Source organism: Reyranella soli (assembly GCF_007992495.1).
GTDB classification, from domain to species: Bacteria; Pseudomonadota; Alphaproteobacteria; order Reyranellales; family Reyranellaceae; genus Reyranella; species Reyranella soli.
In genome coordinates this window covers 176,279-196,573 of sequence record NZ_BKAJ01000030.1, presented here as the reverse complement: position 1 = coordinate 196,573, position 20,295 = coordinate 176,279, and the positions used below count along the sequence as shown (strand labels likewise).

At 64.2% G+C, this 20,295-nt stretch carries 18 protein-coding genes; 14 read left to right on the top strand and 4 right to left on the bottom strand.

What is annotated here, in order from left to right:
• Nucleotides 1-70 precede the first annotated feature (70 nt).
• A complete protein-coding gene (locus RSO01_RS08250) occupies nt 71-1,195 on the bottom strand; it encodes an EF-hand domain-containing protein (protein ID WP_147148037.1) in 1,125 nt (374 codons plus the stop codon).
• 260 nt (nt 1,196-1,455) lie between these two features.
• On the opposite strand from RSO01_RS08250, the gene RSO01_RS08245 reads away from it, so the two are divergent.
• The 9 genes from RSO01_RS08245 (at nt 1,456) to RSO01_RS08205 (ending at nt 11,698) form a co-directional block, all read left to right on the top strand.
• The gene (locus RSO01_RS08245) at nt 1,456-2,244 is read left to right on the top strand and encodes an ABC transporter ATP-binding protein (RefSeq protein ID WP_147148035.1); all 789 of its coding nucleotides are present in this window, start codon (nt 1,456-1,458) and stop codon (nt 2,242-2,244) included.
• Entirely contained in the window at nt 2,244-2,957 is a 714-nt protein-coding gene (locus RSO01_RS08240) for an ABC transporter ATP-binding protein (protein ID WP_147148032.1), read from the top strand. Before RSO01_RS08245 ends, RSO01_RS08240 begins: the two co-directional genes overlap by 1 nt.
• Before the next feature lie 9 nt (nt 2,958-2,966).
• The gene (locus tag RSO01_RS08235; RefSeq protein ID WP_147148030.1) at nt 2,967-3,872 is read left to right on the top strand and encodes a branched-chain amino acid ABC transporter permease; all 906 of its coding nucleotides are present in this window, start codon (nt 2,967-2,969) and stop codon (nt 3,870-3,872) included.
• A gap of 1 nt (nt 3,873) precedes the next feature.
• Nucleotides 3,874-4,935, top strand: coding sequence for a branched-chain amino acid ABC transporter permease (locus tag RSO01_RS08230; RefSeq protein ID WP_147148028.1), 1,062 nt, complete (start codon nt 3,874-3,876; stop codon nt 4,933-4,935).
• A gap of 78 nt (nt 4,936-5,013) precedes the next feature.
• Entirely contained in the window at nt 5,014-6,234 is a 1,221-nt protein-coding gene (locus RSO01_RS08225) for an ABC transporter substrate-binding protein (protein ID WP_147148027.1), read from the top strand.
• Between the two features lie 104 nt (nt 6,235-6,338).
• Complete coding sequence (locus RSO01_RS08220) at nt 6,339-7,559, top strand: ABC transporter substrate-binding protein (RefSeq protein ID WP_147148025.1); 1,221 nt, start codon at nt 6,339-6,341, stop codon at nt 7,557-7,559.
• A gap of 102 nt (nt 7,560-7,661) precedes the next feature.
• The gene (locus RSO01_RS08215; protein ID WP_147148023.1) at nt 7,662-8,882 is read left to right on the top strand and encodes an ABC transporter substrate-binding protein; all 1,221 of its coding nucleotides are present in this window, start codon (nt 7,662-7,664) and stop codon (nt 8,880-8,882) included.
• 253 nt (nt 8,883-9,135) lie between these two features.
• Nucleotides 9,136-10,365 (top strand): ABC transporter substrate-binding protein, encoded by a 1,230-nt coding sequence (locus tag RSO01_RS08210; RefSeq protein ID WP_147148021.1) that lies wholly within the window; start codon nt 9,136-9,138, stop codon nt 10,363-10,365.
• 112 nt (nt 10,366-10,477) lie between these two features.
• Nucleotides 10,478-11,698 (top strand): ABC transporter substrate-binding protein, encoded by a 1,221-nt coding sequence (locus tag RSO01_RS08205; protein ID WP_246158191.1) that lies wholly within the window; start codon nt 10,478-10,480, stop codon nt 11,696-11,698.
• Between the two features lie 154 nt (nt 11,699-11,852).
• On the opposite strand, the gene RSO01_RS08200 is transcribed toward RSO01_RS08205, so the two are convergent.
• The gene (locus RSO01_RS08200; protein WP_147148017.1) at nt 11,853-12,323 is read right to left on the bottom strand and encodes an EF-hand domain-containing protein; all 471 of its coding nucleotides are present in this window, start codon (nt 12,321-12,323) and stop codon (nt 11,853-11,855) included.
• Between the two features lie 137 nt (nt 12,324-12,460).
• On the opposite strand from RSO01_RS08200, the gene gor reads away from it, so the two are divergent.
• The 5 genes from gor to RSO01_RS08175 all read left to right on the top strand — a co-directional run bounded on the left by gor (nt 12,461) and on the right by RSO01_RS08175 (nt 18,180).
• Nucleotides 12,461-13,846: a glutathione-disulfide reductase gene (gor, locus tag RSO01_RS08195; protein WP_147148015.1), complete on the top strand. Its 1,386-nt coding sequence runs from the start codon at nt 12,461-12,463 to the stop codon at nt 13,844-13,846.
• A gap of 124 nt (nt 13,847-13,970) precedes the next feature.
• Nucleotides 13,971-15,407, top strand: a complete 1,437-nt coding sequence (locus RSO01_RS08190) for a class II 3-deoxy-7-phosphoheptulonate synthase (protein ID WP_147148013.1) — start codon at nt 13,971-13,973, stop codon at nt 15,405-15,407.
• Nucleotides 15,408-15,437: 30 nt separating this feature from the next.
• Nucleotides 15,438-16,589, top strand: a complete 1,152-nt coding sequence (locus RSO01_RS08185) for a nicotinate phosphoribosyltransferase (RefSeq protein ID WP_147148011.1) — start codon at nt 15,438-15,440, stop codon at nt 16,587-16,589.
• A gap of 132 nt (nt 16,590-16,721) precedes the next feature.
• On the top strand, nt 16,722-17,531 hold the full coding sequence (locus tag RSO01_RS08180) for an adenylate/guanylate cyclase domain-containing protein (RefSeq protein ID WP_147148009.1): 810 nt from the start codon (nt 16,722-16,724) through the stop codon (nt 17,529-17,531).
• 19 nt (nt 17,532-17,550) lie between these two features.
• Nucleotides 17,551-18,180, top strand: coding sequence for a glutathione S-transferase family protein (locus RSO01_RS08175; protein WP_147148007.1), 630 nt, complete (start codon nt 17,551-17,553; stop codon nt 18,178-18,180).
• 16 nt (nt 18,181-18,196) lie between these two features.
• On the opposite strand, the gene RSO01_RS08170 is transcribed toward RSO01_RS08175, so the two are convergent.
• On the bottom strand, nt 18,197-19,078 hold the full coding sequence (locus RSO01_RS08170) for an alpha/beta fold hydrolase (RefSeq protein ID WP_147148005.1): 882 nt from the start codon (nt 19,076-19,078) through the stop codon (nt 18,197-18,199).
• A 44-nt stretch (nt 19,079-19,122) separates the two neighbouring features.
• Complete coding sequence (locus RSO01_RS08165) at nt 19,123-20,115, bottom strand: TauD/TfdA family dioxygenase (protein ID WP_170302925.1); 993 nt, start codon at nt 20,113-20,115, stop codon at nt 19,123-19,125.
• Nucleotides 20,116-20,295 lie beyond the last annotated feature (180 nt).

Sequence of the window (20,295 nt, the reverse complement as noted above, 5' to 3'; positions counted from 1 at the left end):
CGAATAGCGGGAGCGCGGGCCTCTGGCCCGCATCAGATCATGAGCGGGCCAGAGGCCTGCGCTCCCAATACTACCGCGTTCCCTGCGGAAGCCCCGGGGCCAGGCCCTGCGGCTGCTGCGGCGCTTGCTGCGGCTGGGGACCGCGCGGCTGAGCCGGCGCGGGGGCTGGGCGCGGCTGGGCGGGCTGCGCCGGCTGCATCGCCTGGATGATGGCGCGCATCTTCTTGGTCTCGTTCTCCTGCGCCTTTTTGAACTCTTCCTCGGTGAGGAAGCGGTCCTTGTTGTCGTCGATCTCGAGGAACTGCCGGACAGCGGCGCCCGTCAGCTCGACTCGATCGAGCTGGCCGTCCTTGTTGGTGTCGATCTCGGCGAACTTGCGCAGCACGAGCTGCTTGCGGATGTCGTAGGGCAGCAGTCCCTTGGCCTGTGGCCCGTCGGCCGGACCACTCAGCACGAGATATTCCTGCTGGTTGATCTTGCCGTCGTTGTTCTTGTCGAGCTTGTCGGCCTCGCGCAGCTGCATGTCGATGAAGTCGTTGATCGCCGCCATGCCCTGGCGGCGGCGCTGCTCGACTTCCTGGCGTGCGGCGGCCTCGCGCTGCAGCGAGCGCTGCACGATCAGGCGTACCTCGGGCTCGGTCACCTTGTTGTCGCGGTCCGTGTCGTACTGGTTGAACTCGGAATGGACGAGCGCCTCGGCTTCGGCACGCTCGATGAAGCCGTCGCGGTTGGTATCGAGGTTGCCGAACTCGGCCTTGGCGCGGTTGCGGCGCTCCTCGAGAGTCGGCCCGCCCGGCACGTCGGTCGACATCGGCGGCTCGGCGACCTTGAGGAACTCGTCAAGCGAGAGCTTGCCGTCCTTGTTGGCGTCGAGCTCTTCGAACGACTTCATGCGGTACTTCAGGAAGTCGGCGCGCGAGACCTCGCCCGTCTTGGCAGTGTCAATTTCGACGAACCATTGCGGCAGCGGAATCGCCGGAGGCGCCCCCGTGGCTTGCTGAGCCTGACCGCCCGGTGCGGGAGCGGCGGGCGCGCCTACTGCTGCCGGTGGCGTGGCCGCCTGCGGCGGCGTGGCCTGCGGCGCTGCGGCGGGCGGCCGGTTGGCCGGCCAGCCTTGCGTCGGCGGCGTCTGGGCTGCGACCGGTAGGCTGATGATGGCGGCGGTGTAGAGGAGAGGTCGGAAGATGCGTTTCATCGGCGGTAAACCCGCATTGAGAGGGGTGCTGTCGTATCGGCGGCAACGCGCAACGTGTCAACGTCCGCGCTGCGGATCAATCCTGCGGCGCAATCGCGCCCAAAGCATGGCGTGCCGCCAATGGGGTTGCGTCCCCCAGGCGGATAGGCCATCGTCTTTGCGGACGACGATTCCGCAGAAGGGTCGCAAGTGTTTGGGAGGCAAGGGTAATTTCGCGGAGCCGGCGCGTTGAATGGCTGGCCTTCGAAACCAGCGTGAACATGGCAGGACCGACTTCTTCCAGCGGCTCGCCGCTGCTTAGCGTGCGCGACGTCTCGGTCCGCTTCGGCGGCATCGTGGCGCTCGATGGCGTCACCTTCGACGTCTCCCCTGGACAGATCGCCGGCTTGATCGGCCCCAACGGTGCCGGCAAGACGACGCTCTTCAACTGCCTCAGTCGACTCTACACGCCCAACGGCGGCGACATTCTGTTCGAGGGCGCGTCGATCCTCGGCCGGCCGCGCCACGATATCCCGCGCATCGGCATCGGCCGCACCTTCCAGAACGTGGCGCTGTTCGACCGCATGTCGGTGCTCGACAACGTCAAGGTCGGCTGCCACAGCGTCAGCAGCACGAGCTTCCTCGACAATGCGCTGCGCCTGCCCAAGGTCGCGCCCGAGGAGGCGCACATCGCGGCGCGCGCGATCGAGCTGATCGATTTCATGGACCTCGTGCCCTTCACCAACGCCATGGCCGGCGGCCTGCCGTTCCCGATCCGCAAGCGCGTCGAGCTCGCCCGCGCGCTCGCCTCCAGCCCCAAGCTTCTGCTGCTCGACGAGCCGGCGGCCGGACTGAACCACGACGAGATCGAGGTGCTGAAGGGCCAGATCAAGCGCGTGCGCGACACCCAGCACGTCACCGTGCTGCTGGTCGAGCATCACATGAGCCTGGTGATGTCGGTGTCCGACAAGGTGGTCGCCATCGACTTCGGCAAGAAGATCGCCGATGGCACCCCGGCCGAGGTGCAGCGCGATCCCGAAGTGATCCGTGCCTATCTGGGGACTTCGTAATGGCCGCGTTGCTGGAAGTGAAGGGACTGAAGGCGTTCTACGGCCAGACTCAATCGCTCTATGACGTCGGATTCGAAATCGAGACCGGCGGCATCACCACCCTGCTGGGCGCCAACGGCGCCGGCAAGACGACCACGCTCCGTGCCATCTGCAACATGGTGCGCTGCGAGGGCGTCATCCGGTTCGACGGCAAGGACATGACCAAGCTGCCGACCGAGGAGATCGTCCGGCAGCGCATTGCCCACGTGCCCGAGGGCCGCGGCACCTTCACCACGCTCACGGTCGACGAGAACCTGCGCATCGCCGCCTACACCCGCAGGGACAAGGCCGGCGTCGCGCGCGAGCTCGAGCGGGTCTTCGCCTATTTCCCGCGGCTCAAGGAGCGCGTCCAGCAGCAGGCCGGCACGCTGTCGGGCGGCGAGCAGCAGATGCTGGCGATCGCCCGCGCCCTGATGCTGGGACCGCGCCTGATGCTGCTCGACGAGCCGTCGTTCGGCCTCGCCCCGCTGATCGTGGTCGAGATCTTCCGCATCCTGCGGCGCATCAACGAGGAGGAGAAGGTGAGCATCCTGTTGGTCGAGCAGAATGCGGCGCTCGCCCTCGACCTCGCCGATCACGCCTATGTGCTTGAAACTGGCCACGTCGTGATGTCCGGCCCCTCGTCAGTCGTGAAGAACGACGAGAACATCCGCAAATCCTACCTAGGGTACTGAGGCGCAGACATGGAACAGTTCCTCCAGCAGGTCGCTTCCGGATTGGCCAACGGCGCCATCTACGCCTGCGTGGCGCTGGCGCTGGTCATGATCTACGTGTCGACAGACCACATCAATTTCGCCCAGGGCGAGATGGCGATGTTCTCGACCTACATCAGCTGGCAGCTCATGAGCTGGGGCCTGAGCTTCTGGTTCGCCTTCATCCTGGCGGTGGTGCTGTCCTTCATACTTGGCGTGGTCATCGAACGGGTGATCCTGAGACCGCTGCACAACGCGCCGGTGCTCTCGATCGTCGTGGTCTTCATCGGCCTGCTGGCGATCTTCAACTCGGTCGCCGGCGCGATCTGGAGCTACCTGATCAAGGAGTATCCCTCGCCGTTCCCCAAGAGCAGCTTCGGCATCGCGGGCGTCATCGGGCCTCACCAGCTCGGCGTGGTGCTCGTCACCCTGATCGTGCTCGGCCTGTTGTTCGCCTTCTTCCGCTACACGCCGCTCGGGCTCGCCATGCGCGCCGCGGCGCAGAACCCGCAGATGGCCCGCCTGGTCGGCGTGCGTGTTGACTGGATGCTGGCGCTGGGCTGGGGCCTGGCGGCATCGGTCGGTGCGGTGGCCGGCATCATGGTCGCCCACATCGTCTATCTCGACCCCAACATGATGGCCGGCATCCTGCTCTACGCCTTCGCCGGCGCCCTGGTGGGCGGCATCGGCAATCCGGGCGGCGCGGTGCTGGGCGGCTTCATCGTCGGCGTGCTCGAGAACATGGTGGCCTTCGCCGGCAACCAGATCGAGAAGGCGACCGGCATCTACATCATCGGCAACGGCGAGAAGCTCACCGTCGCCCTGATCATCGTGATCTTCGTGCTCACCGTGCGACCGGCCGGCATCTTCGGCCGCGTCGTCGTGAAGAGGGTCTGACATGACCGCATCGACCAAGAAGTGGTGGCTGTGGCTGGTGCTGGCACTGGCCTTCCTGGTGCCGCTGCTGCGGCCGGTGCTGCCCGACCTCGTCTCCGACTACCGGCTGTTCCTGGTCAGCACCATGATGATCGCGGCCATCGCGGTGCTCGGCCTCAACCTGCTGACCGGCTTCAACGGCCAGATCTCGCTCGGCCACGGCGCGTTCTATGCGGTCGGCGCCTATACGGCGGCGGTCCTGATGGACCATCTCAACATGCCGTACTGGCTGACCCTGCCGTGCGCGGCGGTCGTCTGCTTCATGGTCGGCTACCTGTTCGGCCTGCCGGCGCTCAAGCTCGAGGGCCATTACCTCGCGCTCGCGACCTTCGCGCTGGCGCTCGCGGTTCCGCAGATCCTGAAATACAAGTGGCTGGAGGGCCTGACCGGCGGCGTCCAGGGCATCGTGCTCAACAAGCCCGAGGTGCCGTTCGACCTGCCGCTGACCGAAGACCAGTGGCTCTACTACTACATCCTGATCGTCATGGTGCTGCTCTACTGGGCGGCCGCCAACATGCTGAACAGCCGCAGCGGGCGGGCCATGATGGCGATCCGCGACTACACCATCGCGGCCAGCACGATGGGCATCGACACCTCGCTGTACAAGACCGTGACCTTCGGCATCAGCGCCGCCTACACCGGCATCGCCGGCGCGCTTTCCGCCTCGGCCATCGCCTTCGTGGCGCCCGACAGTTTCAACATCTTCCTGTCGATCAAGTTCCTGATCGGCCTGGTGGTGGGCGGCATTGGCTCGCTGGTCGGCTCGGTGGTCGGCGGCATCTTCTACGTGCTGGTCGACAACTCGGCACAGGCGCTCTCGACCTTCGCCAAGAACGACCTCGGCCTGCAGTTCGACCTGTCGGCCTACACCGTGTTCGGCATCCTGCTGATCGTGTTGATGTACCTGATGCCGATGGGCATCGTCGGCGGCGTCTACTACCTGGTGCAGAGCCTGCGCGGCAGCCTGCGCGGCGGTCGGGCCGCCCAGCAGCAGGCAGCACAGAAACAGCCGGCAGCCCGGTAGCGGGCTGCGTCTCGAACCAACCGTACCAACAGCGAGTGAGGAGTAGTTGATGGCGTAAACCCAACAGGGAGAAGAATCATGAAGACGAACAGGCGTACTTTCGTGGGCGGCCTTTCTGCCGCTGCGGTGCTTTCGGGTTCCCGATCAGCGTTCGCTCAAAAGAAGTATTCCGACGGCGCGACCGACAAGGAGATCAAGATCGGTCACACCAACCCCTACAGCGGGCCGGCGTCTTCCTACGGTGTCATCGGCAAGTGCATTGAGGCTTATTGGAAGAGCGTCAATGACCGGGGCGGCATCAACGGCCGCCGAATCAACTTCATCACGCTGGACGACGGCTACAATCCCTCCAAGACGGTGGAGTGCGTCCGCCAGCTCGTCGAACAGGACAAGGTGCTGTGCACCTTCAATACGCTCGGCACGCCGACCAACACGGCGATCCACAAGTACATGAACCAAAAGAAGGTGCCGATGCTGTTCGTCGCCACCGGTGCGTCGAAGTGGGGCAAGCCCAAGGAGTTCCCGTGGACGATGGGCTATCAGCCCGACTATCACACCGAGGCCGTCATCTTTGCAAAGCACATCCTGGCCAACGTCAAGGATCCCAAGATCGCCGTCCTCATGCAGAACGACGACTACGGCAAGGATTACTGGGAAGGCTTCCGGGAAGGCCTCGGCAAGGAGGCCGGCCGCGTCGTCAAGCACGTGACCTACGAGGTGACCGATCCGACGGTCGACAGCCAGACCATCCAGCTGAAGGATTCCGGCGCCAACGTCTTCTTCAACATCTCGATCCCGAAGTTCGCGGCCCAATCCATGCGTAAGGCGGCGGACATCGGCTGGAAGCCCGCGATCTACCTCAACAACGTGGCGGCCCAGGTGACGACGACCATGAAGCCCGCCGGGTTCGAAAACGTGCAGGGCGTGATCACCGCGGCCTGGCTCAAGGATCCCACCGATCACCAGTGGGACAACGACGAGGAAATGAAGGCCTGGCGCGACTGGATGGCCAAGTACATGCCCGGCGCGAACCTGGGTGACGTGAACTTCAACTATGCGTGCTCGGTGTCCTGCCTGATGGAGCAGACACTGAAGAAGTGCGGCGATGAGTTGACGCACGAGAACCTGATGAAGCAGGCGGCCAACCACCAGAAGCTTCGGGTTCCCGGCCTGCTGCCGGGCATCACGGTCTCGACCAGCCCGACCGATTTCTACCCCGTGCAGGCTGTGCAATTGCAGCGCTTCAAGGGCGAGTCGTGGGAGCTCTTCGGCGAGATCATGCACGCCGAAAGCAGCTAAGAGGTGCAACATTCCCGTATCGCGGAAGGCCGCTTTCGAGCGGCCTTCTTTTTTGCGTCATTTCAAAAGAAACTCCGCGCCGCTTAACAGCAGGGAGGATTTAAGTGGTTACGAGTAGGCGTGTTTTTGTGGGTGGGGCGTCGGCGTTGGCGTTGCTTTCCGGTTCTTCATCAGCGTTCGCTCAGAAGAAGTACTCAGACGGTGCGACCGACACCGAGATCAAGATCGGTCATACCGGCCCCTATAGCGGCCCGGCTTCGTCCTACGGTCAGATCGGCAAGACGATCGAGGCCTACTGGAAGAGCGTGAACGACGCGGGCGGCATCAACGGCCGCAAGGTCAAGTTCATCACGCTGGATGACGGCTACTCGCCGCCCAAGATGGTCGAGCTGGTGCGCCAGCTGGTCGAGCAGGAGAAGGTGCTGTGCACCTTCAATACGCTCGGCACGCCGACCAACACGGCGATCCATCGCTACATGAACCAGAAGAAAGTGCCGATGCTCTACGTCGCCACCGGTGCGTCGAAGTGGGGCAAGCCCAAGGAGTTCCCGTGGACGATGGGCTTCCAGCCCGACTACCACACCGAGGGCGTGATCTATGCCAAGCACATCCTGGCCAACGTCAAGGACCCCAAGATCGCCGTCCTCATGCAGAACGACGACTACGGCAAGGATTACTACGAAGGCTTCAAGGAAGGCCTCGGCAAGGATGCGGACAAGATCGTCAAGCATGTGACCTTCGAGGTCACCGATCCGACGGTCGACAGCCAGGTGATCCAGCTCAAGGACTCCGGCGCCAACGTCTTCTTCAACATCGCCACGCCCAAGGCCGCCGCCCAGGCGATCCGCAAGGCCGGCGACCTCAGCTGGAAGCCCGCGCAGTACCTCAACAACGTCTCGGCCTCGGTCGGCTCGGTGATGAAGCCGGCCGGCTTCGAGAACAGCCAGGGCATCATCACGGCGCAGTACCTGATGGACCCGACCGACAAGCAGTGGGCCGACAACGCCGACATGAAGGGCTGGGTCGCCTGGATGGACAAGTGGATGCCCGGCGGCAACAAGGCCGACGCCAACCACGTGTTCGGCTACGCCGTCGCCATCCTGATGCACGAGACGCTGAAGAAGTGCGGTGACGATCTCACGCGCGACAACGTCATGAGGCAGGCGGCCAACTTCCAGAAGTACAAGCTGCCGATGCTCATTCCGGGCATCACCATCAACACCAGCCCGACCGACTACTATCCGATCCAGTCGGTGAAGCTCGCCAAGTTCTCGAACGATACCTGGGAGCTGTTCGGCGACGTCATGTCGGCGGAAGGGGCCTAAGATCCTGCGACATCTTGGTTGCGAAGGCCGCCGAAAGGCGGCCTTCTTTTTGGGTCGCTTTTGGGCTTAGCTGCGGCACCATTTCTCAGGGAGGAATAATAAGTGCATACAAGCAGGCGCGGTTTCGTGGGGGGCGTATCGGCGCTGGCCCTGGCTTCGGGTTCGACTTCGGCATTTGCGCAGAAGAAGTACGACGATGGGGTGACCGACACCGAGATCAAGATCGGCAACACCAACCCCTATAGCGGCCCGGCCTCGGCCTATGCCGCGATCGCCAAGACGATCGATACCTACTTCAAGGTCGTAAACGAGGCCGGCGGTGTCAACGGCCGCAAGATCAAGTTCATCTCGCTGGACGACGGCTACAATCCATCCAAGACGGTGGAGATGGTCCGCCAGCTGGTCGAGCAGGACAAGATCTTCGCCCTGTTCCAGTCGCTCGGCACGCCGTGCAACACGGCGATCCACAAGTACATGAACCAGAAGAAGGTGCCGCAGCTCTACGTCGCCACTGGCGCGTCGAAGTGGGGTGACCCCAAGAACTTCCCGTGGACGATGGGCTTCCAACCCGACTACCACACCGAAGCGGTGATCTACGCCAAGCACATCCTGGCCAACATCAAGGACGCGAAGATCGGCGTGCTGCACCAGAATGACGACTACGGTCGCGACTATCTGGGCGGCTTCAAGGAGGGCCTGGGCAAGGAGACGGACCGCATCGTCAAGGTGGTGACCTTCGAGGCCACCGATCCGACGGTCGACAGCCAGATCATCCAGCTCAAGGATTCGGGCGCCAACGTCTTCTTCAACGTCTCGGGCCCCAAGGCCGCTGCGCAGGGCATCCGCAAGGCAGCCGACATCGACTGGAAGCCGGTGCATTATCTCAACAACGTGTCGGCTTCGGTCGCGGCGGTCATGAAGCCCGCGGGCTTCGACAACGCCCAGGGCATCATCACGGCGGCCTACATCATGGACGCCACCGACAAGGCCTGGGACGATAACGCCGAGATGAAGGAGTGGCGAGCCTGGATGGACAAGAACATGCCATCCGCCAACAAGGCCGACGCCAACCACATCTACGGCTATGCCGTCGCCGCGCTGATGACCGAGACGCTGAAGCGCTGCGGCAATGAGATGACGCGCGCCAACCTGATGAAGCAGGCGGCGAGCTTCCAGAAGTACCGCCTGCCGTTGCTGCTGCCTGGCATCACCGTCAGCACCAGCCCGACGGATTTCTATCCGATCCAGGCGGTCCAGCTGCAGCGTTTCAAGGGCGAGACCTGGGAGCTTTTCGGCGAGGTCATGCACGCCGAGAGCACTTAAGCGCCTAAGCTTTGCATCGTCCTCGCGACGATGTGACCCTCCTTCGCTCCTGGCGGAGCTTCGGAGGGCAAGCCCGTCCTCCGAAGCCTTGGCGAAGGAGGATGAAAGGCCGCCGGTTACGGCGGCCTTTTCTTTTGGCGCTTCCGCGCTGCAACATTGAAAAGTTGTATATCGCCTCGCGAGTTTTTTCCTTTCCCGCGCACGTATTTCGGGCAACTCTCGCACTGCAAACCATAAAACACAGGAGGACGCGTTGAGGACCAATAGGCGTACGTTTCTAGGCGGCGTTTCCACGGCCGCCGTGTTGTCAGCGTCGGGCGTATCGTTCGCGCAAGGCGCGAAGAAGTACTCGGACGGCGCCAGCGATACCGAGATCAAGATCGGTCACACCAATCCTTACAGCGGCCCGGCCTCGGCCTACGGCGTGATCGGCAAGACGATCCAGGCGTACTGGAAATTCGTCAACGAGACGCAGGGCGGCGTGAACGGCCGCAAGATCAACTTCATCACCTACGACGACGGCTACAACCCGGCCAAGACGGTCGAGCTGGTCCGTCAGCTCGTCGAGCAGGACAAGGTGCTGTGCACCTTCAATACGCTCGGCACGCCGACCAACACGGCGATCCACAAGTACATGAACCAAAAGAAGGTGCCGATGCTGTTCGTCGCCACCGGTGCGTCGAAGTGGGGCAAGCCCAAGGAGTTCCCGTGGACGATGGGCTTCCAGCCCGACTACCACACCGAGGCTGTCATCTATGCCAAGCACATCCTGGCCAACGTCAAGGATCCGAAGATCGCCGTGCTGATGCAGAACGACGACTACGGCAAGGACTACTGGGAGGGCCTGAAGGAAGGTCTCGGCAAGGATGTCAACAAGATCGCCAAGCACGTCACCTACGAGGTGACCGATCCGACCGTCGACAGCCAGGTGATCCAGCTGAAGGACTCCGGCGCCAACGTCTTCTTCAACATCTCGACGCCGAAATTCGCCGCCCAGGCGATGCGCAAGGCGGCCGACATCGGCTGGAAGCCGGCACAGTACCTCAACAACGTGTCGAGCAGCGTCGCCTCGGTGATGAAGCCCGCTGGCTTCGAGAACACGCAAGGCGTGCTGACGGCGGCCTACCTGATGGATCCGACCGACAAGCAGTGGGACGACAACGCCGACATGAAGGCGTGGGTCGCCTGGATGAACAAGTACAACGCGGGCGCCAGCCTGTCGGACGCGTCCAACGTCTTCGCCTATTCGGTCGTCAGCCTGATGCACGAGACATTGAAGAAGTGCGGCAACGACCTCACTCGTGAGAACCTCATGCGCCAAGCGGCGAACTTCCAGAAGTGGAAGCTGCCGATGGCGCTGCCGGGTATTACCGTCTCGACCAGCCCGACCGACTTTTATCCGATCCAGGCGGTCCAGCTGCAGCGCTTCAAGGGTGAGAGCTGGGAGCTGTTCGGCGACGTCATGCACGCCGAGAGCACCTGATCCTTTTTCCTTCGCATCGTGGAAGAGGCCGCCGCAGGGCGGCCTTTTTCATGTTTCCAAGCCTCGGAATTCGAGTGAACCTTGGCCGTGAATGATAACGAAGGAGGAAGCGTTGATTACCAGCAGGCGTGGTTTCGTGGGTGGCGTGTCGGCTGCGGCCTTGCTTACCGCTACGCGTTCGGCGGTCGCCCAGAGGAAGTACGACGACGGGGCGACCGACAAGGAGATCAAGATCGGGCATTTCTGCCCCTACAGCGGGCCGGCCTCGGCCTATGGCGTGATCGGCCAGGCCCATCAGGTGTTCTGGAAGATGGTCAACGAGGCCGGCGGCATCAACGGCCGCAAGGTCGTGTTCGTCACCCTCGACGACGGCTACTCGCCGCCCAAGTCGGTCGAGGTGACGCGCCAGCTGGTCGAGCAGGAGAAGGTGCTCTGCCTGTTCAACACGCTCGGCACGCCGACCAACACGGCGATCCACAAGTACGTCAACCAGAAGAAGGTGCCGCACCTCTTCGTGTCGACCGGCGCGTCGAAGTGGGGCAAGCCCAAGGAGTTCCCGTGGACCATGGGCTTCCAGCCCGACTACCACACCGAGGGCGTGATCTATGCCAAGCACGCCCTGAAGAACACGCCCGACGCCAAGGTCGCCGTGCTGATGCAGAACGACGACTATGGCAAGGACTACTTCGAGGGCTTCAAGGCCGGGCTGGGCAGCGAGGCGGGCCGCATCGTCAAGCACGTGACCTACGAGGTGACCGATCCCACGGTCGACAGCCAGGTCATCCAGATGAAGGATTCCGGCGCCAACGTCTTCTTCAACATCTCGACGCCGAAGTTCGCGGCGCAGTCGATCCGCAAGGCGACCGAGATCGGCTGGAAGCCGGTGCAGTACCTCAACAACGTCTCGGCCTCGGTGGCCGCCGTCATGAAGCCGGCCGGCTTTGAGAACGGCCAGGGCATCCTGACCGCGGCCTATCTCAAGGATCCCACCGATCACCAGTGGGACAACGATGACGAGATGAAGATGTGGCGCGAGTACATGACCAAGTCCATGCCGCAGGCCAACCAGGCCGACGCCAATTACATCTTCGCCTACGCCGTCGCCACGATGATGCGCGAGACCCTGAAGAAGTGCGGCGACAACCTGACGCGCGAGAACGTCATGAAGCAGGCCGCCAACTTCCAGAACGTGCGCATCCCGCTGCTGCTGCCCGGCATCAATGTGTCGACCAGCCCGACCGACTTCTACCCGATCCAGGCCGTCCAGCTCTCGCGCTTCAAGGGCGAGACCTGGGAGCTGTTCGGCGACGTCATGCACGCGGAAAGCGCCTGAGCCTCGCTCATTCACCTCCCCCGTCTTACGGGGGAGGCGGGGAGGGGGAGAGCATCAGTCGCGATTTCTGAGCTTTCAGATCTGAAACTTCAGAGATCGCGCCTGGGGCCTTCCCCCTCCTGTATCCTCCCCCGTGTGACGGGGGAGGATCTGGCTACTGCCGAGTTCTCTGCAACGCCTGGCGGCACTCCGCCGTATCCGTCTTCCCGTCCTTGTTCACATCGCAGCGTGCGAAGTTGCGGTCGGCCTGGGCCATGAACTCCTCGAGCGTCACGACGCCGTCCTTGTTGGTGTCGAGGCGCTGGAAGTAGGCCGACTGGCGCTCGACCTGGCGGTCGGAGGGCAGCACGCTGTTGCCGACCGCCGGCGTGCGCGCGAACAGCTCGGCCTCGGTGAGCTTGCCGTCGTTGTTGGTGTCGAGGCGCTTGAAGCGCGCCTCCTGGCCCGCCTTCCATTCGGCGCGGTCGACCACGCCGTCCTTGTTGGTGTCGTAGCGCATGATGCCGGCATTGCCGCGCGACGGCCGGTCGGTGGTGGGCGCGGGAGCCGGCGGATCGCCAGGAGCGGCAAGGGCGGGGGCGGCCAGGAGCAGGGCGGCGGCGGGGATGACCAGGAGTTTCAGCATGGGGACATATCCTTGAAGTTGTATCGGGAGATGGTTACACACGCTCCATTTCCCTTACCGCGCCGTTTAAGCGCCGATATAGTCCGACCCACGACCGAATTTGGGCGGTGTTGTGGTTTTGTTCTCAAGGTATCCCCATGGCCTATGACTACGATTTGTTCGTGATTGGCGCCGGTTCGGGCGGCGTGCGCGCTTCGCGCATCGCCGCCGGCCATGGCGCGCGCGTCGGCATCTGCGAAGATTTCCGCGTCGGCGGGACCTGCGTGATCCGCGGCTGCGTGCCCAAGAAGCTCCTGGTCTACGGCTCCAAGTTCGCCCACGACTTCGAGGACGCCGCGGCCTATGGCTGGACGCTGGCGCCGCCCACGCACTCCTGGGCGACGCTGCGCGACAACGTCGCCAAGGAGGTCGATCGCCTGAACGGCGTCTACATCCGCCTGCTCGACGGCGCCGGCGTGAAGCTGCACATGGGGCGCGGCCGGCTGATGGACCGTCATACCATTGCGATCGGCGAGGAGACGGTCACCGCGGAGAAGATCCTGATCGCCACGGGCGGCGCACCGGTGGTGCCGGAGATTCGCGGCCGGGAATTCGCCATCACCTCCAACGAGGCCTTCCACCTGCCCGAGCTGCCCCAGCGCATCGCCATCGTCGGCGGCGGCTACATCGCGGTCGAGTTCGCCGGCATCTTCAACGGGCTCGGTGCGCACGTCGATCTCGTGCTGCGCCGTGATCGCGTGCTGCGCGGCTTCGACGAGGAGTGCCGCACCGCCGTGCACGAGTCGTTGAAGGAAAGCGGCATCAAGATGCGCACCGAGATGCAAATCGAATGCATCGAGTCCAAGGACGGCAAGGCGCCGTTCACGGTGTACACCCAGCTCGGCGGCATGTTCGAGACCGATCTCGTGATGTACGCCACCGGCCGCGCGCCCAACACCAAGGGCATTGGTCTCGAGAAGGTCGGCGTGCAGCTCGACAAGGCTGGTGCCGTGGCCGTCGACGAATGGTCGAAGACCACAGTCGACAACATCTGGGCGGTGGGCGATGTCACCGACCGCATCAACCTCACGCCGGTGGCGCTGATGGAGGGCCACTGTTTCGCCGACACCGAGTTCGGCAACAAGCCGCGCAAGGCCGACCATCGCGACGTGGCGTCGGCGGTGTTCTGCCAGCCCGAGCTCGCCAATGTCGGGCTGACGGAAGAAGAGGCGAGGATGCGGCTGGGCGAGCTCAAGGTCTTCACCTCGGCCTTCCGGCCGATGAAGTACACCGTGTCGGGCCGGCAGCAGCGCACCTTCATGAAGCTGATCGTCGAGGCCGCGACCGACAAGGTGGTCGGCGTGCACATGGTCGGCGACGATGCCGCCGAGCTGGTCCAGGGCCTGGCCGTCGCTGTGAAAGCCGGCGCCACCAAGGCCCAATTCGACGCCACCGTGGGCATCCATCCGACGGCCGGCGAGGAGTTCGTGACCATGCGCACAGCCCGTGTCGAGCCGGCGCCGAGGCAGAAGGCGGCGGAATAGGGCCCGCCTTCGCCAAGGCTTCGGCGGGCTCGCCCCCTGAAGGGGGCTCGCCTTTTATCCACAGCGCGTATAGGTTCACCGGCCCCGGCGGCCAACGCGCCGGTGGTTGTAGGAGGAAGGAAAAATGACCGCGATTCAGGGCCCGTCCAAGACGGCCGCGAAAGCGCAGTCCCGCAGTTCGAGTGCCGCCGACTGGACGCCGACGAGCTGGCGCGGCCGGCCGGCCCAGCAGATGCCGGTCTATGCGGATGCCGCCGTCCTGGCCAGCGCTGAGGCCCGGCTGCGCCGCTATCCGCCGCTAGTGTTCGCCGGCGAGGCGCGCAAGCTCAAGGCGGCGCTGGCCAAGGTAGCCGCGGGCGACGCCTTCCTGCTGCAAGGCGGCGACTGCGCCGAGAGCTTCGTCGATTTCAGTGCCAACAACATCCGCGACACGTTCCGCGTGCTGCTGCAGATGGCCGTCGTGCTGACTTATGGTGCCGGCGTGCCGGTGGTGAAGGTCGGCCGCATGGCCGGCCAGTTCGCCAAGCCGCGCTCGTCCGACGTCGAGAAGATCGGCGACGTCCAGCTGCCGTCCTACCGCGGCGACAACGTCAACGGTTTCGAGTTCACGCCCGAGGCGCGCCTGCCCGATCCCGAGCGCATGGTGCAGGCCTACAACCAGTCGGCCGCGACTCTCAATCTGCTGCGCGCCTTCGCCCAGGGCGGCTACGCCGACCTCCACGAAGTAAACCGCTGGAACCTCGACTTCGTGCGCAACTCGCCGGCGTCGGAGCGCTATCACGACCTCGCCGCCCGTCTCGACGAGACGCTGAATTTCATGGCCGCCTGCGGGCTCAACTCGGTGACCACGCCGCAGATCGCCGAGACCGACTTCTTCACCTGCCACGAGGGGCTACTGCTGCAGTACGAGGAGGCGCTGACCCGCGTCGATTCGACCTCGGGCGACTGGTACGACTGTTCGGCCCATCTCCTGTGGATCGGTGATCGCACGCGCCAGCCCGACGGCGCGCATGTCGAATTCTTCCGCGGCGTGCGCAACCCGCTCGGCTTCAAGGCCGGCCCGTCGCTCTCGGTCGACGACTTCCTGCGGCTGAACGAGACTCTGAACCCGACCAACGAGCCCGGCCGCATCGTCATCATCAGCCGCATGGGCGCCGGGAAGGTCGGCGACAAGCTGCCGGCGCTGCTGCGCGCTGCCAAGAAAGAGGGGCGCTCGGTCGTGTGGTCGTGCGATCCCATGCACGGCAACACCGTGACGGCAACCAACGGCAAGAAGACCCGCCACTTCGACGCCATCCTGAGCGAGGTGAAGGACTTCTTCGCCGTGCATCGCGCCGAGGGCACCCATCCCGGCGGCGTGCATTTCGAGATGACCGGCCAGGAGGTCACCGAGTGCATCGGTGGCGCCACCGATATCACCGTCGACAATCTCAACGAACGCTACGAGACGCAATGCGACCCGCGACTCAACGCCAGCCAGGCGCTGGAGCTGGCCTTCCTGCTCGCCGAGCAGCTCAAGGCCGAGCGCCTGTCCGTCGCCCGGGCACGACCGGCCGTTTAACGACGGCCGGTCGGGGCCAGGGGAGGGCCTATGACGACGCATCCAAGCGACCGTGAGATCGAGCGGTATACCGATCACTACTTCAATCGCACGAAGCAGGTGATCGGCCGCTTCGGCGATGCCCGCGTGACCTACGCCATCTTCATGCGCCGCCCCGTGGTGTTCGCGCCGCGGCTGGCGTTGCAATGGCTGGAAGAGCTCGGCCGTTCGCGCAACACGTCGGTCGATCTCGACCTGCGCTATGGCGAGGGCAAGTGGGTCGGTGCCGGCGAGCCGATGATGTACATCACCGGTTCGTTCTTCCATCTCGTCGATCTCGAGACGATCTTCCTGCAGAAGCTGGGGCCGGCCTGCGTCGCCGCCTACAACGCTTGGACGATGTGCGCCGACATGCCGAAGTCGGCCTTCCTTGCCATGGATGCGCGTCATTGCGCGGGGCAGGAGATGGCCGAGATGATGGCCTATGCCGCCTCGGTCGGCTCGGCGCGCGCCAAGCGCAAGGTGGGCGCCGTGGGCTTCATCGGCAACGCCACGCACGCCACCGCGCACTTCTTCGGCCGCGACCAGGGGCTCGGCACCATGCCGCATGCCCTGATCGGCTATGCCGGTTCGACCTTGCGGGCGGCCGAGATGTACCACGAGACCTATGCCGGCGAGCCGATGACCGTGCTGGTCGACTACTTCGCGCGCGAGATCTCGGATTCGCTGGACGTCTGTCGGCGCTTTCCCGAACTTGCCGCCAAGGGCATGCTGTCGTTCAGGCTGGACACGACCGGCGGCCGCTACATCGAAGGCCTCGATCCCGCGTCGTCCTACGCGGTGCTGGAGCGCTTCTCGCCCGAATCGATCCGCGGCTATCGCAGCGAAGAGGAATTGCGCTACCTCGTCGGTACCGGCGTATCGGCGGCGGCGATCTTCCATCTGCGCGCCGAACTCGACCGCGCGGGCTTCGACAAGGTCAAGATCGTGGCCTCCTCGGGCTTCGGCCCGGCCAAGTGCCGCGTCATGGCCGAGGCCAAGGCACCTATCGACGTGGTGGGCTCGGGGTCGTTCCTGCCGTCCAACTGGACCGAGACCTACGCCACGGCGGACATCGTCGAGTACGACGGGCAGAAGCGGGTCAAGATCGGCCGCGAGTTCCTGCACCGCAATCGGCCGAACGGCGCTGCCAAGCCGCTCTAGCGGGATCGAGCCTGCCTCGCGGAAGGTGATGCAATCGGCGTCGACTTGGAAGATTATCGCCGAGGAGGGTTCGATGACCCAGAAGCTCCCCAAGCGCGGTTGTCGCCCATGCACCCCGGGTAGCGCAGAGCGATGACAGACAAGGTGAAACGGCGGTTGACCACTGTCCTGTGCGCCGACGTGCACGGATATTCCCGTCTCATGGAAGCAGACGAAACAGGAACGATGGCGACGCTGCGCCGCCATCGCACCGCCATGGCGGGATTGGTGGAACGCCATGACGGGCGGATCGTCAACACCTGGGGCGATGCCGTGATCGCCGAGTTCGCGAGCGTCGTCGAGGCCGTGCAGTGCGCGGTCGAGATTCAGCAGGAAGTATCCAGCCAGGAGCTGGACGCCACCCAGGCGCAGCGCATGCAGTTTCGCATTGGCATCAACCTAGGAGATGTGATGGTCGAGGGGCCCGACATCTATGGCGACGGGGTCAATATAGCGGCGCGGTTACAGGAGCTTGCCGAGCCCGGCGGCATCGTGGTCGCCGGTTCCGTTTACGAACAGGTGCACAACAAGTTGTCCGTCGGCTTCGACCATCTCGGCCAGCAGCAGATGAAGAACGTCGCCCCCGTGACCACCTATCGGGTGGCCATGGCCGGCGGTGGCACCATGTCCCGGGCGGACGCAGCCCCACAGGTCGGCGCTTCGGGGCTTCGCGACATGCACGAGCCGTCGACGTGGATGGGCGTCGTCTCGCATTGGCTCTCGAACCTGCCGCGCGACGTCACAACGCTGCTCGCCATTGCGGGATTTCTGATCCTGATCAATGTATTCACCGGCCTGCACAGGATCTGGTTCCACTGGCCGGTCGCCGCATTGCTGTTCATTGTCGTCATGCGGATACTGCGTCGGCGCGGACCTGCGTCGGACAGGAAGGAAGACCGTTGAGCGAGATCGGGAGGAAGACATGCTGAAGCTCTACTACGCGCCCGGCGCATGCTCGACGGCGTCGCATCTCGCGCTCGAGGAAAGCGGCGCCAAGTTCGATTCGCAGCCGCTGGCCTTCGCCAAGAACGAGCAGAAGACGCCGGAGTATCTCAAGGTCAATCCGCGCGGCCGCGTGCCGGCGCTGGTGATCGACGAGGGCACGATCGTGGAGAACACCGCGATCCTCGACTTCATCGCCGCCACGCATGCGCCGCAGCTCATGCCCAAGGATCCGGTGCAGCGGGCCCGGGCGATCTCGCTGATGGCGTGGTTCTCCAACAACGTCCATCCGTCCTTCACCCACATCTCGCGGCCCGAGCGCTTCGCCACGGACACCAAGGTGTTCGACCATCTGAAGGAGGTCGGCCGCTCGAACTTCCACAACTGCCTCAAGGAGATCGACGGCATCATCGGCGACAAGCCGTGGATCCTGGGCGACCAGTTCAGCGTCGTCGACTGCTACGCCCTGGTGTTCTACGGCTGGGGCAAGCGCATCGGCCTGCCGGTGGAGGAGCTCAAGCACTACACCGCCTGGAAGGACCGCATGCTGGCCCGCCCGGCCGTGCGCCGCGTGCTCGAGCGCGAGCAGAACGTCCTCGTAGCCGCATAGACCGGGCCGTCGACCTCTACTTCATGCCGGTGATCGAGCCGCTGATGGCGCGCGGATCGCGCTTGGGCCAGCGGCCGGCCTCGACCTGGACGACGAAATCGCTGACGATGCGATTGAACTGGTCGGGGTCCTCGAGATTGATGGTGTGGCCGCAGTTCGGCATCACCGACAGCGCCGCCGACGGGATCTCGCGCTTCATCAGGATGCCTGGAGCCAGGCATGGCCAGTCTTCGTCGCCAGTCAGGATCAGGGTCGGCACGGTGAGCGCGCGCATCTGATCGACCAGGTCGTACAGCGAGGGTCGCTCGCCCTGCACGCCGATCTGGGTGTTGCCCGAGCCGAGTGCGGAGTGCTCGCCCAGCTCCTTCTTGAACTGGGCGAAGCCGCGCGGATCCTTGTTCTCGAACTGAACGCGCGTCGGGCCATAGGCGTATTTCTCCGCGAACTTGACCATGCCCTCGTTCAACAGGGATTTGGCGACGAGCGCCGCCTCGCCCTTGAACTTCGCCGCTTCCTGCTTCTCCGCGCCGTAGCCGCAGCCCGCGACGACCAGCGACTTCGCGCGCGTGGGGTGGCGGAAGCCGAAATGCAGCGTGGCGAAGCCGCCCATCGACAAGCCGACGATGTGGGCCTGCGGCAGCTTCAGGTGATCGAGGATCGCCAGAATGTCGTCGGCGGCGCGGGCCTGGCTGTAGCTTGAAGGATTTTCCGGCACGTCCGAGGGTGGATATCCGCGCGCGCTCCAGGTCACGCAATGATAGCGCTGGCCAAAATGGCGCATCTGGCCTTCCCACGAGCGGTGATCGGCGGCGAATTCGTGGACGAACACGATCGGTGCGCCGGAGCCGGTCTCTTCGTAGTAGAGCTTCACACCATCGTCGGTCGTGGCAAACGGCATCGTCTTCTCCAGGTCATGTCGACTGTTGTTTATATGGCGGCCTTTTACCCCATGTAGCTCCGCCGGCCTTCGTCGCGCAGGAAGATGCGCGACAGATGCCGCTTGAGGGCAGGGTCGTCGTGATCGATGAACGCCGTCCGGCGATGTGCGATCCTCGAATTGTTGAGAAATTCCATCTGGCCCGGCGCCAGCACGAAGTCGACGTGGTGTTCCGGCTCGGAAAGGATGTCGTGCAAGGCGTTCAGCGCGTCCATGCCGTCCGGATCGATTTCGCGGCCGACCAATCGATAGCCGACAGGCTGCAGGGCGCGATTGAAGCGGGCGCGAACCGCACCGCCATGGTCAGAAAAAATCGGGTTGCTGGTGCAGATCGGCATGCCTTCCGCATGCTCGCCCTGCCGGTTCCAGATATAGGGTTCGTAGAGCCGCTGCAGCAGCCTGGCATCCCGCTCGCGCAGGACTTCGTGTGCGGTGTGCAGGCTCCCGGTGGACGAAACGCCGCCCGACAACGCCGTCCGCATCACCAGCAGGCCGATATAGGGCGGCGGATGGTTGAAGCCATAGTCGGTGTGCCAGCTCAGATCCTCGTTGGTCAGGTCAGCGCGAACGCGAACATCGGTCTTCTTTCCGGTGTCGTGGACGTCATAGAGCAACGTGCCCTTGAAGGCCTGGGCGACGGGACGCGCCAGCATCTGGCTGAACAGCCAATAAACGGCGAGGAGTTCCTCCTTGCTGTAAGCATCGACCGGCAGTCGGTCGACGACGGCGAAGCCGATCCCGGCGTCGAGCATGTCCTTCAGGCGAGCTGCCAGGCGCCGACACGCCGTCAGCTCGAATTCGTCCGGTGACAGAACGAGGGTCGGCACGGGGTGCTCACGCAGCGAGCGGACAACCGCGTCGATCTCCGACAGGCAGTCGTCCGGAATGGGCAGCAGCCAATCAGACTCCGACACGTCGCTCCGGCGCCAGGCGGTGCGACGGGGCAGGGGATCGCGATGAACGGCGCTGAGCGGCCAGCGCCGGCTCGCATCTATCATCGGATCGTCGTGTGCAATCGGAGCATTCATCATCGGTGCCCTCTGGCTGGATTCAACTCGTCAGCGCATGAACGCGAAGCAAATCGGGTGCCGCGGTTGGTGCCCTGCAGTGTCCAATTCGTGTATACAATATACACGAAAGCATGCAAATCTCGCGGCGGAGGCGGGTCCATGAAGGGA

Excerpts from the sequence above, each read along its gene's own strand:
- RSO01_RS08200 (WP_147148017.1), bottom strand. The coding sequence starts at position 12,323 with ATGCTGAAACTCCTGGTCATCCCCGCCGCCGCCCTGCTCCTGGCCGCC.
- RSO01_RS08230 (WP_147148028.1), top strand. The coding sequence starts at position 3,874 with ATGACCGCATCGACCAAGAAGTGGTGGCTGTGGCTGGTGCTGGCACTG.
- RSO01_RS08175 (WP_147148007.1), top strand. The coding sequence starts at position 17,551 with ATGCTGAAGCTCTACTACGCGCCCGGCGCATGCTCGACGGCGTCGCAT.
- RSO01_RS08170 (WP_147148005.1), bottom strand. The coding sequence starts at position 19,078 with ATGCCGTTTGCCACGACCGACGATGGTGTGAAGCTCTACTACGAAGAG.
- RSO01_RS08235 (WP_147148030.1), top strand. The coding sequence starts at position 2,967 with ATGGAACAGTTCCTCCAGCAGGTCGCTTCCGGATTGGCCAACGGCGCC.
- RSO01_RS08240 (WP_147148032.1), top strand. The coding sequence starts at position 2,244 with ATGGCCGCGTTGCTGGAAGTGAAGGGACTGAAGGCGTTCTACGGCCAG.
- RSO01_RS08250 (WP_147148037.1), bottom strand. The coding sequence starts at position 1,195 with ATGAAACGCATCTTCCGACCTCTCCTCTACACCGCCGCCATCATCAGC.
- RSO01_RS08190 (WP_147148013.1), top strand. The coding sequence starts at position 13,971 with ATGACCGCGATTCAGGGCCCGTCCAAGACGGCCGCGAAAGCGCAGTCC.
- RSO01_RS08225 (WP_147148027.1), top strand. The coding sequence starts at position 5,014 with ATGAAGACGAACAGGCGTACTTTCGTGGGCGGCCTTTCTGCCGCTGCG.
- RSO01_RS08165 (WP_170302925.1), bottom strand. The coding sequence starts at position 20,115 with ATGATAGATGCGAGCCGGCGCTGGCCGCTCAGCGCCGTTCATCGCGAT.
- gor (WP_147148015.1), top strand. The coding sequence starts at position 12,461 with ATGGCCTATGACTACGATTTGTTCGTGATTGGCGCCGGTTCGGGCGGC.
- RSO01_RS08180 (WP_147148009.1), top strand. The coding sequence starts at position 16,722 with ATGACAGACAAGGTGAAACGGCGGTTGACCACTGTCCTGTGCGCCGAC.
- RSO01_RS08245 (WP_147148035.1), top strand. The coding sequence starts at position 1,456 with ATGGCAGGACCGACTTCTTCCAGCGGCTCGCCGCTGCTTAGCGTGCGC.
- RSO01_RS08185 (WP_147148011.1), top strand. The coding sequence starts at position 15,438 with ATGACGACGCATCCAAGCGACCGTGAGATCGAGCGGTATACCGATCAC.